This is a genomic window from Micromonospora sp. MW-13, from assembly GCF_003434305.1.
GTDB lineage: Bacteria > Actinomycetota > Actinomycetes > Mycobacteriales > Micromonosporaceae > Micromonospora.
The window spans coordinates 28,532-42,780 of sequence record NZ_QKKX01000080.1 but is presented as its reverse complement, the minus strand read 5'-3'; the positions used below and the strand labels follow the sequence as shown (position 1 = coordinate 42,780).

Below are 14,249 nucleotides of genomic sequence, written 5' to 3'. Positions count from 1 at the left end.
CGCGTAACGTCCCTTCCCCGCCCCCGATCAGGGGCACTCAGTGCGAATCACTCGGCGGCGCAGACACCGCCCCAGCCCTCGGCTGTCTCGTCTGCGCGGATCAGCCCCGCGTGCCACCGCTCATGTCCGGGACCAGTTCGGTGCCGGTGGCCTCGGTGTTCTCCCCGACACGGCGAACCAGGTCCAACTTCTCGCCCTGGAATCCGGCCGCCTCTGCCAACTTGGCGTACGCCGCGAGCACGATGCCCGCGAGCACCTGCTGCACGGCCGCGCGGGCCAGCAGGCTCAGTTCGTCGTTTGCGGGGACGCCGGCCGCCCACCGGCACTCGGCGATCTGGCGCACCGGGTCCACCGTGCCGATCAGGTGCTCCTTGAACTGGCCCACCAACGGCACCTGCTGGGCCAGGGCGTCCCCGTTGAACTCGATCCGTGATCCGCTCATGACGCCGCCGACCCGGTCCGCCGCTCGGCACCGCGGGAAACCATGCTGGCGATGCCCTCGACGAGTTCCTCGATGCTCTCGGCCGACTGCGCGGCGTCGTCGAGGCCGCTGAGGTGACGCGTCAGCTCGGCGGTGCCGGCCATCGTCTTACGCTGGGCCTTCTCGCGAGCGGTGCGCGCCGTCGTCACGATCAGGTCGGCCAGTTCGGCTGGCGCGAGTCGCCGGTAGGCGTCCCCGTTGAAGGTGATCCGGGTCAGCTCGCCGTGCCCACCCACGGTCACCGACAACAGCTTCTTCTTGTCCTCCACGGTGGTCTGCGCCCGAGCCACACGCCGGCGTACCCGGTCGGTCGCCTCCTCGACGTCCTTCAGGGCCGCACGCATCTCAGCCAACAGTTCCTCGTCGCCCAACATGCTCATCCCGATTACCTCCTCTGCTATCCCACGGCTGACCTGCGGCACCGGGTTCACTTCGGTGAAACAGTGTTCACCGGCCCCGGTACCGGCGGCGTTCGTCCTGGCTGCCGGGGCGCTCGTCGACCGGCATGCCGAACTCGTCGTCCTCGACCCGGGTGTCCCGACCGCGCCGGCCGATCACCGCGGGCGCACAGTCGGGGTCGGTGCCCCAGACCTTCTCGTCCTCCTTCAGCCAGGTGCTGCGCTGGCGGTCACGGTCCTTTCCGGGCTGGGGTGCGCCACCCATGCCCGGCATCATCGGGGGCATGAACGGCATCCCACCGCCCGGCATACCGCCCCCGCCGGGCTGCGGGAGACCAGGACCGGCACCCGGACCTGAATTCAGGTTGGTCCCGACCGGGCCTCCGACGGGCACCCCCAGCTTGTCCGGGTTCAGCGCCCCGGGCGAGCCGGATACACCCGGCACCGCCGACAGACCCCCGGTGCCGACCTGCACCCCGGGAACCTGCGGGAAGCTGGCCGAACCGGGTCTCGTGACGTCGCCGAATGCCGGAGGGGCGGTGATGCTCCCGGTCATACCCGGCTTGGGCGACACATTCTTGCCGTCGACCGTGGTCGGGAACGGATTCCGGTCCACCGGCGCCGTCGGCCCGGGGTCGGGCCACGGCAACCTGCCCGTGTTCAGACCCGGCACTGATCCGGCCCCGCCGGAACTCCCCGACGGGTTGGGCGGCAGCCCGAGTTTCGCCCGCTCGGCGGGCGACAGTGGGAGTTCGTCCAGCAGTCCGCCGCGTTGCAGCGCGTCGAGCTGATCCGGACTGAGCTGACCGAGGTTGGTCGCACCCCCCGGCGACAGACCGTTCTTCCGCAGGTAGTCAGCCTGCTCAGCCGTCAGCGGCACATCGTCCAGCAGCCCCGCCCCGTCCAGTTGCCGCAACTGGGACGGCGTCAGGTCACCCAACGACTGCGGCCCGTTCAGGCCGAGCTTCGCCCGCTGGTCGTTGGTGAGGGGGGTCTCGTCCAGCAGCCCGCCGCGCTCCAACGCGTCGAGCTGATCCGGACTGAGCTGACCGAGGTTGGTCGCACCCCCCGGCGACAGACCGTTCTTCCGCAGGTAGTCAGCCTGCTCAGCCGTCAGCGGCACATCGTCCAGCAGCCCGGCCTTGTCCAGTTGCTCCAACTGGGACGGCGTCAGGTCACCCAACGACTGCGGCCCGGACGGCTTGCGGGAGATCCCGAAGTTGTTGGTCGGCAGGGAACTGCCCCCGCCACCGCCGGTGAACGGATTCTCCAGGCCACCGCCGGCAGACGGTACGACCGGTTCGGGGGTCGGAACGGGAGGAAGACCGTTCGCGCCACCGCCGCCAAACGGATCGCCCGCGCCACCGCCGCCAACCACAGCATCCAAGCCGCCATTGGCGAACGGATTACCCGCACCACCACCCTCGGACGGCATGCCCGACTTGACCTTCAGGTCGGCGGGTAGGCCGCCGCCGGCGCCACCACCGAACGGATTCTCCAGGCCACCGCCAGCAGAGGAACCACCCAAGCCATTGGCGAACGGATTACCCGCACCACCACCAAACGCATCGCCCGAATTGGGCATCAGGCTGGTGGGAAGGCCGCCGCCGGCGCCACCACCGAACGGATTCTCCGCGCCACCGGCAGCAAAGGAACCACCCAAGCCATTGGCGAACGGATTACCCGCACCACCACCGGCACCCGAGTTGGGCACCAGGCTGGTGGGGAAGAAGGCACCGCCACCGGTGCCGTTGGCGAACGGGTTACCCAGGCCGCCGCCGTTGGGGAACGGGTTGCCGAAGTTCGCTCCCACGTTCGCGAAGGGATTACCCACGTTCGCGAACGGGTTGCCCATGTTCGCGAAGGGGTTACCCACGTTTGCGAAAGGATTGCCCACGTTCGCGAACGGGTTACCCATGTTCGCGAAGGGGTTGCCCATGTTCGCGAACGGGTCGCCCCAGTTGGCGAAGGGGTTACCCATGTTCCCGAACGGGTTGTTGGGGAAGCCGCCGTTGGGCATCCCCACGTCGTTGGGCATCGGATTCGGTGGCACCGGCTTCGGGTCGGTGATGCTCATCGGGTTGCGCGCCTCGGCGAACACCGACACCAACTTCTTCGCCGCGAGCACCGCCGGCTCGAAGGTCTTGAGGGCGTTGTCGGCCCACATCTGGCGCAGATGCTGGTCCAGCTTGTTCCACTCGGGGATGCTGAAGGCGTCGAACGAGTGGTACTTCACCCACGCGGGCGGCGTCCACATGACGGTACCCGCGTCCGATCCACCGAACTTGGTGCCACGGTATTCGGTTCCTTCTTTGTCCCCGGTGTCGGCGTACTGCTGACCCAGGTCCCAGGCGTTCGACTGGCCGTCGTGCAGGTCGCCGTACTGGAGGGTGCTCTCGTTGAACATGGTGGCGATGACCCGGTACGGGTGCTGCCAGATGCCGGCCGGGTGGATCGAGGACCACTTCTCGAAGGTGTCGGCCACCGCCGTGATGAAGTCCCTCATGGCCTGCTCGACCTGGGCCAGCGAGGTGTCCCACTGCTTGAACTGGGGCAAAATGTCGGCGAGGTACTTGTTCGCCTCCTGCACCCGGTGGCGCCAGGCCGATTCGGCGGAGCCCTTGAAGTCGGGGCTCTTCACGTTCACCGACTTGACCTGATCGGTCAGCTCGCTCGAGATCCCCAGCGCGTGGGTGGTCAGGTTGCCCAGGATCTCCCGGACCGACCCGATCGAGTCCGGGTCGAACGTCTTGTTCGGCCCGGCCACCTTGGGCAGGTCGGCGATCATCCGCTCCCACGCGTTGCCGAGCGCGACGACCGGGTTGCCGTCGGCGTTGGTCGAGTTCCCCGGGTCGGTGGAGTTGCCCTTCTGCCCCTGGGTGTCGTCCTTGCTGGTCACGCCCACCCACACCGTCACCCGGGTGATGTGCTTGGTAGCCCCCTTCTGCTTCCACCGGTAGAAGGTGACCGCGTCCTTGTTGTACTCCGGCATCCAACTGCCGGTGTGCTTGAGCGTGCTCGTCTGGGTGATCAGCCAGTAACCGGGCCCCTTGATGCTCCGCGGTCGGAAGTTGTCGTTGATGGAAGCCTTTTCCCCGCCCTCTCCACCGCCGAGCACCAGCCCCAGAATGCTCGCCAGGGCATCCTCGAACGTCGCGGTGTTCGCCATGACTAACCCCCGGCTTTGGGCATGAAGTACTCGAACTGCTCGGCGCTCAGCGTGCTCGTCTGCTCGACGGCGTCGGAGTCGGCGAGCAGGAACTTGATGCCGTGCTCCAGGTTGTTGAGCTCGCCCCGCGCGCCCTTGAGCCGGTTGGCCAGGCCGGCCCGGACGACGTCGATCGCCCCCGTCAGGTCCTCCGCCTCGGTGAAGCCCTTACCGCCGAGGCGCAGCTTGAACTGCTTGGTGATGTCGACAGTCGAATCCGGCAGGGAGCCGTACGGGTAGTTCTTGCCGTACATCAGATCGATCTCGTCGACCTGCTTGGTGTAGGTGCCGTGCAGCTTCCGCAGGTAGCTCTCGTTGATGACGATGTTCTTCATCGTGTGTTCCTCTCGAATGGAGACGGGTCAGCGGGACTCGGCTGTCCTCAACCGACGGAAGCCGGAGTCCGGGCGAGTCCGTGGACAGCGGTGGGTCAGACGCGCTGGTCCACCCGGCGGTGCGGTGGACCAGCGCGTCTGACCCGGAAGCGGCTCGGCGGAACTGCCGTCCCGACCTCGCGCGACGTCGGTTCGGCGGGCTGCTAACTGAAGATGGCCGCGCCCCGGTTGTCGCCGTGCTGGTAGTTCACGTTGATCTCCTGAAGGCGCTGCTGCCCCAGGGCCAGGGCCGCCCTCATCTCCTGCTGCCCCTGGTTCCACAGCGCCTGGGCGGCCTTGTAGGCTTCCGGCGCCTGACCGTTGTTGGCTGCGGTGAACCTCGCCACCGAGGTCTGGAGGTTCGCCAGCGACTGGTCGAGTTCGCGGGTCTCCCTGGCCATTTCGTCGGCGACCGCCTGAACCGCAGCGGGGTTAATGCTGTAGTTGGCCATTCTCGGCCTCCTTGTCGTTCGTCGGTCCGGGTTCGTCGGCCCGGCTTTCACAGGTGAGGGCTCGGCGGTCAGCCGACGGCCCAGCCGCCGGCCCGCATGGCGCTGTCGTCTTCGGTCGTGGTGGTCAGTTGCGCGTACTGCTGCATGTTCTGGTTGAGCATGTCCAGGCCCGCCTGGACCTTCTGGAAGCCGTTCAGCCACTGCTGGACGGCCTGGAGGAACCGCGGCGCGGCCGAGTCGCTCTGCCACTGGGCGGACAGGTTGCTGCTGGCGGCCGTGACGGCCTGCTGGCTGTTCTTGGCCTCGGCCTGCGCCTGGCCGAACGCCATGACCATGCCCTTGATGGTCGCCTCATCGGCGACGATCCCCTGCTGGTTGACTGGCATGACTCTCCTCGTCTTCTATCGGTCGTGTTGTTGCGATCGGTGGGACATGTGCTCGCGCCTGCCGTGCCGTCCGGAGGGGCGGGCCACGGCGGCGGGACGTTCGGGTATCCCGCGGCCTCACCTCCCTTCCGGCCGGACCAGTGCCGGCCCGGGGGGCAGCATGGCGACCAGTGGGGTGGGCATGACCACCGCCTGGTCGAGTGAGTAGCCCAGGGTGGTGACGTCGCCGCCCATGATCGGGTAGGCGATCCCCCGCTCGTTGATGAGCAGGCCCTGCTGCCGCCACCGGTCGGTGTCGGCGTCGGCCGGGGGCATCAGCAGCGCTCCCCCGCCCGAGGGCACCCGCACCGTCACGGTGGTCTTCCCGCCGCTGCCGCCGGTCGGCATGCCGGTCCCGCCGGCCAGGACGACCGTGGGTTTCTCGTCGGCCTGCCCGGCGTACTCCACGCAGACCACGGCGTCCTCGGGCATGGACGGTGGTGCGGGCGGGGTGGCCGGCAGCGTGGTCAGCGGCCGCACCGGGCTGCGCTGGCCGGCGGCGACCAGATCGGCAGCGGTGACGGCGGTCTCCCTGGCCGCGCCCGGCGTGGCCCGCTGCAACCGGTACTCGGTCTCGGTCAGCGGGGCCAGCCCGTCGGTGGTCATCAGGTAGTGGTTGACCGTGCCGTTGCCCAGGTCCACGCCGAACATCTGGCCGATCGACGTCGGCCGGCCGGCCACCCTCGGCCCGGCGCCGCCGGCCCGGGCCACCTTCGGCGGGCCGACCGTGCCGCCCAGCGGGATCGACTCCAGCCAGGCGGTCGCCACCGGTACGGGAGCGAGCAGCCCCAGCCCCAGCACGTCGGCCATCCACGGCTGGGGAAGGAGCAGTCGTCGCCCGCCCCACAGCAGGTAGGTCTTACCACCCGCGGTGACCGGCAGCGCCTGCCCGTCGCCGAGCGGATCGGGGGCCGCCGGCACGTCGACGTCGAGCACGATCCGGCCGGTGTCCCGGCTACAGGCCCGCCACACGCCCTGGTTGACCCGGTTGGCCGCCGGCAGCACCTGCGGCCCGGTCGGGGTACCCACCGGCGGGCCCTGCGGCACCTTGGCGAGTTTGGACGAGGAGACGGTGACCGGGGTGAGTCGACCGCCGGCCAGCAGGGTGGCCGTCGCCACGTCGTTGACCAGGCGCAGGTGGCCGTCGACCAGCACGTACCGCGCCCCGGTCGAGGCGTCCACCACCAGCATCCGTGGCTGCTGCCAACTGGTCGAGCCCGATCCCGGCATCAGCGCCCAGATCGCGACCCCTGCCAGCAGCAGGATCCCGAGCACGAGACCGACGGCCGTGCCGGTGCGGTCCCGGCGGGTCGGTGACTCGGCGGTCTCCGGCTCGGCCCGCACCAGCGCGCCGGTCACCCGGGTCATCATGTACCGCTGGGCGTCCACCTGGTCACGACGCGACGACATGTCAACCCACCCGCGCCCGGATCACGTCGATCAGGCCGGTGATGACCACGACGGTCGGCCCGAGGGCGGCCACCATCGCGGTGTGCGCCAGGTCGCCCATCCGGCCCCAGATCGGGTTGAACCGCCGGCCGACCGGGATCCTCGCGGCCAACCCGCACGCCACCGCCAGGAGCACGCAGCAGCCGATGGCCAGTTGGGCGGCGAGCGGACTCCGGTCCGTGGGCGCGGTCAGGCACCAGGTCGCCATGGCGACCAACGCCGGACCGGCCAGCGCCACCCGGTGCCAGATGCTCGTCATCGGGCGGGTGACCAGGATCTGGGCGGCGGCGGCCAGCCAGGCGGCCAGCGGTGCGGCCCAGCCGGGTGCCATCGCCAGCCACACCATCGCGGCCCCGGAGACCAGCCCGAGTGCCGCGTACAGGGCGGTCATAAACTGGTCGGCGGCGGCGGCCCGGGCGAGCACCCCGGCGGCCGGTTCCGGGTCGATGTCCTTCTGCAGGTCCGCCGGTTCGACGGGCATCTCCGGCAGGGCGAACCCGGCGAGCTTGAAGGCGGCCGCCGGTACCGCCGGGCGCAGCGCCGTGGTGACGACGACCGTGATCGCGGCGATCGTGGTCCAGTCCAGCGTGGCCCTGGTGTGCAGCCAGAGCGCGGCGACGACCAGCAGCCATTCCGCCAGCAGGCCGACGGTGACCTGCCGCCAGCCGGTGCGCGGGAAGACGAACGCGGCCACCAGCGACGCGGCGACGGTGCCGGCGCTGGCACCCAGGAAGATCAACCAGGGTACGGAGGCACCGGCGACCGCCTCCAGCGCGGCGACCACCGTACCGACCACACAGGCGGCCCCCAGGATGCCGGCCGTGGCCCGGTCGGCCAGCTTGCGTACCACCGCGAAGCCCGCGACGAAGCACATCGCCGCCATCGCCGCGAGCAGCACCGGGTTCCGGGACTCGGCCGGCCACATCCGCGCGGCGGCCAGCCAGGCGGCCAGCCAGGCGGCCAACAGCAGCAGGGCGGTGACCCGCGTGGTCTGCGGACGCCACAGCCCGGACCGCTTGCGGATGCCGGCCGAGACGCCGTCGACCAGGTCGTCGTAGGCCAGCGGCGGGATCTGGTCGGTACGCGGGCGTACGTGCACGACCTCGCCGTCGAGCAGGTCGAGATCGCCTACGGTGCGCGACTCGTCGAAGGCCGGTCCACCCAACCGCTGCACGATCCAGCCGCTGTGCTCCAGCCCACGATCGGCGAGGTCCGGTCCCAGCGCGCTCAGCAGGGCCGGCATCATGTCGGCCAACGGGATGTGGGTGGGCAGACTCACGTCGACCTGGCTGGTCGGTCCGACGACCAGCAGTCGGCAGAGTTCCCCGCGCTCGGCGCTCATATCCCGAACACGTGTGCACGGTGACCGGAGTTCACAAGTTTTTCGTCCGCCCCGGGTGCTGCCTGCGGGGCGGCGGGCAGCAGCCGGGCCGGGGCCGTGCGCTCGCTCAGGAACCAGTACTCCCGGCCGGCGGTGGCCTCCGGTCCGGCTTCGCCAGCGTCGCCGAAGCGGGCGGAACCGAACCAGGTGGCCGGTGTCGTGGTGCGGTCCAGCAGTGCCTCCGCCTCGGGCGGCAGTATCACGTTGTCGAGGGTCTGGTCCTGGTTGCGTCGCCGGTCGGTGACCGACGTGACCGGGCCGAGGTCGGTGGAGAGGTGCCCGAACGCGAGCAGCAGCGCGGTCCACGCGGTGTCCGGCTCGGGCAGCCCGCGTACCAGCGGAGCGACCGCGGTGAGGCACAGGTCCCCGGAGCGCGACAGGTGCTGCCAGCGCAGCAGGTCCACGCAGGCGACCAGAGTCGGCAGCGGGTCCGGGTCGGGGCAGGCGACCGGCGGCTGGCCGTCGACCGGCGGCAGCCAGCTCAGCTCGCTGTGCCCGCGTACCGCCGGCGCCGGCTTGACCAGATCGGCCGCGCCGATGCCCAGCCGGGCCAGCAGCCAGTGGTGCACCCGCCCGGTACGCACCGCGGTGACCGCCCAGGTCCAGGAGGCCGGCTCCCCCCGCCATTCCGACGCCCCGGCGACCGGCGGGTCGGACCCGGCCGGCGGGTCCGATGTGGGCGGCGGGGGCGTCGGATCCGGCGGGGGCGGCGGACCTGACCCGGCCGGCGCGTCCGACCCGGCCGGCTGGGGGGTGTCGGCGGCGTACAGGTCGCGCGGGTCGCGCAGGTAGTTGTACCGCGCGCCCTCCAGCCACAACGCCAGCGCGGGATGCCCCGCCGGGGCCAGGATGACGTCGTTGAGGACGATCTCGTCGGTGAGCGCGTGCAGCGTGAACCCGTGCGTCGACGCGGCGACCCGGTCGAACAGCTCCGGCAACCGGGCCGGCCCGTCGGCCTCCGGCGGCCCGTGCCACCGGCCACGGAACAGCCGGTACCCACCGCCCGGCGGGCTTTCGGCACCCTGACCCTCCGGGCTGTCGGCCCGCTCGTCCGGCGGGAGCGCGACGTCCGGGAGGAAGTGCAGGTCACCGTCGGCGTACAGGCCGCCGAACCGGTGCACCACCTCGACCCGGAGGTGGTCGCTGGCCGCCGCGAAGCCCTGCGGCAGCCCCCGGTTCAGCTCCAGGGCGTACGGGCTGTGCAGGGTCATCGGCGCGTTCGCGTGGAACAGTTCGGCCACGCTCACCAGGTGGATGCCGTGGGTGTTCGCCCAGGTCAGCAGGGCGCGTACCGGGGCCAGCGGATCGGGTTGGCCGGCCGGGGCGGGCGGGGTGGCGCGGGCCGCGTCGAAGCGGGCCCGCGGGATGTCCGTCCACAGCACGAAGTCGACCTGGCCGGCGTAGCTGTCGGCCGCCGCGCCGTAGTTGGTCCAGAAGCCGTTCGACTCGGGCAGCGGCCGGCCGAGCCAGATGCCGTGCACGACGTGCGGGATGGTGGTGGTGTCGGGCAGCGGCGGCGTGTGCTCCGGTTGGCCCCAGAGCCGGGCGGCGCCGTCGCGCCGGAACGTGCTGACCCGGCCGGCGTCGGCGGCCAGGGCCGCAGGCGTCAGCTCGGCGGCGCTCGGCGCCGGACGCGTCATGCTCACCCGCCGCAACAGCGGCGCGACCAGGTGCGGGGCGAGACGGCGTAGGTCGGTGCCGGCGAGGAACTCCGGTGCCCGCGACAGCCGGCGGGAGCCGAAGATGTCGCCGCCGATCCAGCGGCGCGACAGGTTCTCCTCGGCTGCCCAGGTGTACAGGGCGGGGTAGGTCATCCGGCGCAGCCAGTCCAGCAGCCCCGTGTCGCAGGGCCAGGCGGTCGGCGCGGCGGACGGTCCGGGCAGGCAGGCCAGGGCCCGCAGCCGCCGGGCCAGTTCCTCGGCCGCCGCGTACGCCGCGGCGCGATCGGCCGGCGCGGCGGGCTCGGCCGTCGCAACGGGATCGGCCGGCGCGGCAGGCTCGGCCGGCGCAGCGGGCTCGGCGGGCTGGGCCGGTGGGGTGGGCGTACGGCGCGGGCGGGTGGCGGTGCGGGTCATCGGCTGGCCCCGGTGGGCACGGGCGCGGGTACCAGTGCCGTCTGGATCAGCCGGCTGCCACGCCGGGTGCACAGCAGCGCCCGACCCGGGGGCAGCGGACGCGGCCTGGTGTTACCCAGCAGCGGGCCTTCCGTCGGCGGGCAGGACAGCGCCACGTCCGGGGTGTTCAGTTCCTGGATGCGCCGCAGCAGCGGGTCCATCGACAGCCGCATCGCCCCGGCCGCGGCCCGCGCGACGACCACGTGCAGCCCGATGTCGCCGCCCTGGGGCAGCAACGGGGTCAGGTGGGCCAACGGGTTGTCGGGCCCGGCGAGCAGTTCGTAGTCGTCGACCAGGACGTACAGCGCGGGGCCGGACCACCAGTCGCGGGCGCGTAGCTGCTCCGGGGTGATGTCGGGGCCGGGAACCCGCGGCCGGAGCCCGGCCAGCGCCTCGGCGGCGGTGTCCCGGGTGCTGTCCGCCGAGACCGAGTAGCCGAGCCGGTACGCGGCCGGCACGTCATCGAAGAGCTGCCGCCGGTAGTCGACGGCCATGATGCGCGCCTGGGCCGGGGTGTGGCTGGCGACGATCGCGTGGACGATGAGACGCAGCAGGTTTGTCTTGCCGCTCTCGGTGTCCCCCAGCACGGTCAGGTGCGGCATCGCCCGGAAGTCGTGCCACACCGGCGCGAGCTGGTCCTCGTCCACGCCGAGCGCGATGCGGGCGTCCTGCGGCGCCGGCAGCTCGGCCATCGGCAGCGAGGCCGGCAGGGTGCGTACCGCGGCGGCACGTTCCCCGGCCCAGTTGTCCGCCACTGCGGACACCAGGTGCTCGGTGGCCGCGGCGAGCCCGTCGGCCGACTGGACGCCGTCGATGCGCGGCAGCGCGCCGAGGAAGTGCAGCTTCGCATCGGTCAGCCCGTGCCCCGGCCGACGGGGCACCTGGGCCGCCGCACGCAGGTCGATCCCGGACTCCACCGGGTCGCCCAGGCGCAGTTCGAGACGGGTCCCGATCTTGTCCCGCATCGACATGTGCAGCTCCGACCAGCGGCCCATGGTGATCATCACGTGGATCCCGTAGTTCAGGCCACGGGCCGCGATGTCCCGGGCCATCTCCTCGGCCGGCTCGAACTCCTGGCGCAGCACGAACCACCCGTCCACGACCAGGAACACGTCGCCGAACCGGTCCTCCGGGATGCGACCGTCGGCCTGCGCCTGCCGGTAGGCGTCCCGGCCGTGGATGCCCAGATCAGCGCAGCGCCGTTCCCGCTCGACGAGGATCGAGCGGACCTCGGCCACCGTGCGGCCCACCCGCTCCGGTTCGTGCCGACCGGCGACCCCGCCGATGTGGGGCAGGCCGGTCAGCCCGGCCAGCGAACCGCCGCCGAAGTCGAGGCAGTAGAACTGCACCTGTCGCGGCGAGTGGGTCAGGGCCAGCCCGCACACCAGCGACCGCAGCAGGGTGCTCTTGCCGCTCTGCGGTCCGCCGGCCACACCCACGTGCCCGCCGACCCCGGCCAGGTCCACCACGAGCAGGTCGCGCATCTGCTCGAACGGCTTGTCGATGAGACCGACCGGCACCTGCAGGTACCCCTGCTGGCCGGTGTCGATCGGACGCAGCCCGTGCTCGGGGTCGGGCAACAGCGGCGGCAGCACGTCGTCCAGGGTCGGCGCGTCCTCCAGTGGCGACATCCACACCTGGTGTGCTGGCGGACCCTGGTCGACCAGCCGGTCCACCAGCGCGTGCAGCACGGTGGTGCCGGTGTCGGTCGGCTCGTCCGGTGTCGGGTCCGAGGGCGGGCGCGGCGCCGGGACGGCGGGCGCGGCGGCCCCGGCGGTGAACGCGACCACCTGGCTGGCGATCACCTCGCGGTGCAGCCCGGTGCTGCGTACCCGGTGCGGGCCGGACACGTACGCGGCCCTGAACCGGGTGATGCTGGTGACACTGGAGCGCAGGTATCCGTTGCCCGGATCGCCCGGCAGCTCGTACGCGTCGGGTACGCCGATGACGGCCCGCGACTCCATCGCGGAGAAGGTACGCAGCCCGATGCGGTACGACAGGTGGCCCTCCAACTGGTGGATGCGCCCGTCCTCCAGGCGCTGCGAGGCCAGCAGCAGGTGCACCGCGAGCGAGCGGCCGAGCCGACCGATCATCACGAACAGCTGGATGAACTCGGGGTTGGCCGCGATCAGCTCGCTGAACTCGTCCACCACCACGAACAGGGTGGGCAGCGGGTCGAGTTCGGCACCCTGGGCGCGGGCCTTCTCGTAGTCGCGCGCCGAGGTGAAGTTGCCGGCGCTGCGCAGCAGTTCCTGCCGGCGTACCAGTTCCCCCTGGAGGGTGGTCTGCATCCGGTCGACCAGCGCGGCCTCGTCGGCCAGGTTGGTGATGAGCGCGGAGACGTGCGGCAGCCGGTCCAGCCCGACGAAGGTGGCGCCGCCCTTGAAGTCCACCAGCACGAAGTTGAGGGTCTCCGAGGAGTGCGTGGCCGCCAGGGCCAGGACCAGGGTGCGCAGCAGTTCGCTCTTGCCCGACCCGGTGGCGCCGATGAGCATGCCGTGCGGCCCCATCCCGCCCTCGGCGGACTCCTTGATGTCCAGCTCGATCGGGGAGCCGTCGGCGGCCACCCCGATGGGCACCCGCAGCCGGCCGGCGGGCGAGCAGGACTCCCACCGGGCACGCGGGTCGAAGGTGTCCAGGTCGGGGATGTCCAGCAGGTCCGGCAGGTCGAGGACGGCGCTGAGCCCGCTGGCCGGCTGCTCGCCGGTGACCTTGGTGGCGTGCCGGGCCATAATCCGGGCCAGCGTCCGCAGCCGGGGCAGGTCCAGGTGGTCGGGTGCGGCGAGCCGGGTGCGCACCTCCCGGCCCACGTGATCCTTCTCGATCATTTCCACGTCGGTGGCGGACACCTCCAGGTTGAGCACGTTGTCCCCGTCGGCGAGGCCACGGCCGTCGAAGTCGACGAGGACGGCGTTGCGGTACCCGGCGACGGTCAGCCGGGCGCCCGGCGGGATGACGCCGCCGTCGCAGACCACCACGACGAACGGTTCCTCGCGGGAGGGCTGGGCGTCGTCGTCGTACCGGGAGCGGCCCGCGAACTCCGCGCCCAGCAGCCGCTCCACCTCCTCCAGGGTGGTGCCGAACAGCCGTACCGGCCCGGCCACGTCGACGTCGGTGGCGTGCTTGGCGTGCGGCAGCCACTTGGCCCACTCCCACTGCTCGGCCTGCTCGGCGCCGACGCAGAGGGCCAGCCGCAGCTCGTCCGGGGCGTGGAAGGTGGCCAACTGGGCGAGCATGGCGCGCACCATGCCCCGCGCCACGTCCCGGTCGCCACTGATCCGCACGTGCGCGAAGCCGGGCAGGCACAGCGCGACGGGCTGGTCGGGCACGGTCGTGTAGGCCTTGATGAACCGGCGCAACGCCTTGGCGCACACCGGTTCCAGGTCCTCCACCGGCTTGGTGTCCAACGGGGTGATACGCACCGCGAGCCGCTGGGCGCCGGTGCCGACCCGGATCTCGCCGAAGTCCGGATGCGTCGGTCGGCGCTCCCACAGCCGGCTGGTCATCGCCAGCGACCACAGCGACTCCGGGTCGGGGTGCCGCCAGGCCAGCGCGTCCCGCTGTTCCGCCGCGTACTGGCGGACCTGCGCCCTGGTCTGGGACAGGTAGCGGAAGTAGTCACGCCGGTCGCCGTTGATCTGCTGCTTGCGGTTGCCGCCGGTCATCGTCATCTGGAACACGGCCATGGCCAGCATGCCGCCGCCCATCATGACCAGCATGACCATGCCCATCGGGCCTCTGAGCGAGTTGCTCATCATCATGAACATGAACCCGCCGGTCATCAGCAGGCTCGGCAGGACCATCCCGAGCGAGCGGAATCCGGCGGGCTGAACCTCCGGGACGACCGGCGGCTCCTGCAGGGTGATCTCGCCGTGCGGCAGCTCGGGTCCGTTGCGGCGGGCCGGCCGCCGGAAAGGTCTGGTGCTCACATCCACTACACGGCTGCGAGCCGGAAAGGGTTGACCGG

Annotated in this window: 10 protein-coding genes; all 10 read right to left on the bottom strand. The window is 71.6% G+C overall.

All coding sequences use genetic code 11. The features are described from left to right. Positions 1 to 100: 100 nt before the first annotated feature. The 10 genes from C5N14_RS29485 to eccCa all read right to left on the bottom strand — a co-directional run bounded on the left by C5N14_RS29485 (position 101) and on the right by eccCa (position 14,211). Complete coding sequence (locus C5N14_RS29485) at positions 101 to 442, bottom strand: hypothetical protein (RefSeq protein WP_117672896.1); 342 nt, start codon at positions 440 to 442, stop codon at positions 101 to 103. Then, on the bottom strand, positions 439 to 861 hold the full coding sequence (locus C5N14_RS29480) for a YbaB/EbfC family nucleoid-associated protein (protein ID WP_117672894.1): 423 nt from the start codon (positions 859 to 861) through the stop codon (positions 439 to 441). The genes C5N14_RS29485 and C5N14_RS29480 overlap by 4 nt, the downstream gene beginning before the upstream one ends. Before the next feature lie 67 nt (positions 862 to 928). Then, the gene (locus tag C5N14_RS29475; RefSeq protein ID WP_117672892.1) at positions 929 to 4,048 is read right to left on the bottom strand and encodes a hypothetical protein; all 3,120 of its coding nucleotides are present in this window, start codon (positions 4,046 to 4,048) and stop codon (positions 929 to 931) included. A 2-nt stretch (positions 4,049 to 4,050) separates the two neighbouring features. Continuing rightward, positions 4,051 to 4,422, bottom strand: a complete 372-nt coding sequence (locus C5N14_RS29470) for a hypothetical protein (RefSeq protein ID WP_117672890.1) — start codon at positions 4,420 to 4,422, stop codon at positions 4,051 to 4,053. Between the two features lie 203 nt (positions 4,423 to 4,625). Beyond that, the gene (locus C5N14_RS29465; protein WP_091644242.1) at positions 4,626 to 4,913 is read right to left on the bottom strand and encodes a WXG100 family type VII secretion target; all 288 of its coding nucleotides are present in this window, start codon (positions 4,911 to 4,913) and stop codon (positions 4,626 to 4,628) included. 68 nt (positions 4,914 to 4,981) lie between these two features. After that, on the bottom strand, positions 4,982 to 5,299 hold the full coding sequence (locus tag C5N14_RS29460; protein ID WP_117672888.1) for a WXG100 family type VII secretion target: 318 nt from the start codon (positions 5,297 to 5,299) through the stop codon (positions 4,982 to 4,984). A 117-nt stretch (positions 5,300 to 5,416) separates the two neighbouring features. Further along, positions 5,417 to 6,748: a type VII secretion protein EccB gene (eccB, locus tag C5N14_RS29455; protein ID WP_117672886.1), complete on the bottom strand. Its 1,332-nt coding sequence runs from the start codon at positions 6,746 to 6,748 to the stop codon at positions 5,417 to 5,419. Between the two features lies 1 nt (position 6,749). Beyond that, complete coding sequence (gene eccD / locus C5N14_RS29450; protein WP_117672884.1) at positions 6,750 to 8,129, bottom strand: type VII secretion integral membrane protein EccD; 1,380 nt, start codon at positions 8,127 to 8,129, stop codon at positions 6,750 to 6,752. Further along, the gene (locus tag C5N14_RS29445; RefSeq protein ID WP_117672882.1) at positions 8,126 to 10,243 is read right to left on the bottom strand and encodes a hypothetical protein; all 2,118 of its coding nucleotides are present in this window, start codon (positions 10,241 to 10,243) and stop codon (positions 8,126 to 8,128) included. Before C5N14_RS29445 ends, eccD begins: the two co-directional genes overlap by 4 nt. Beyond that, positions 10,240 to 14,211 (bottom strand): type VII secretion protein EccCa, encoded by a 3,972-nt coding sequence (gene eccCa, locus C5N14_RS29440; protein WP_117672881.1) that lies wholly within the window; start codon positions 14,209 to 14,211, stop codon positions 10,240 to 10,242. The genes C5N14_RS29445 and eccCa overlap by 4 nt, the downstream gene beginning before the upstream one ends. Positions 14,212 to 14,249 lie beyond the last annotated feature (38 nt).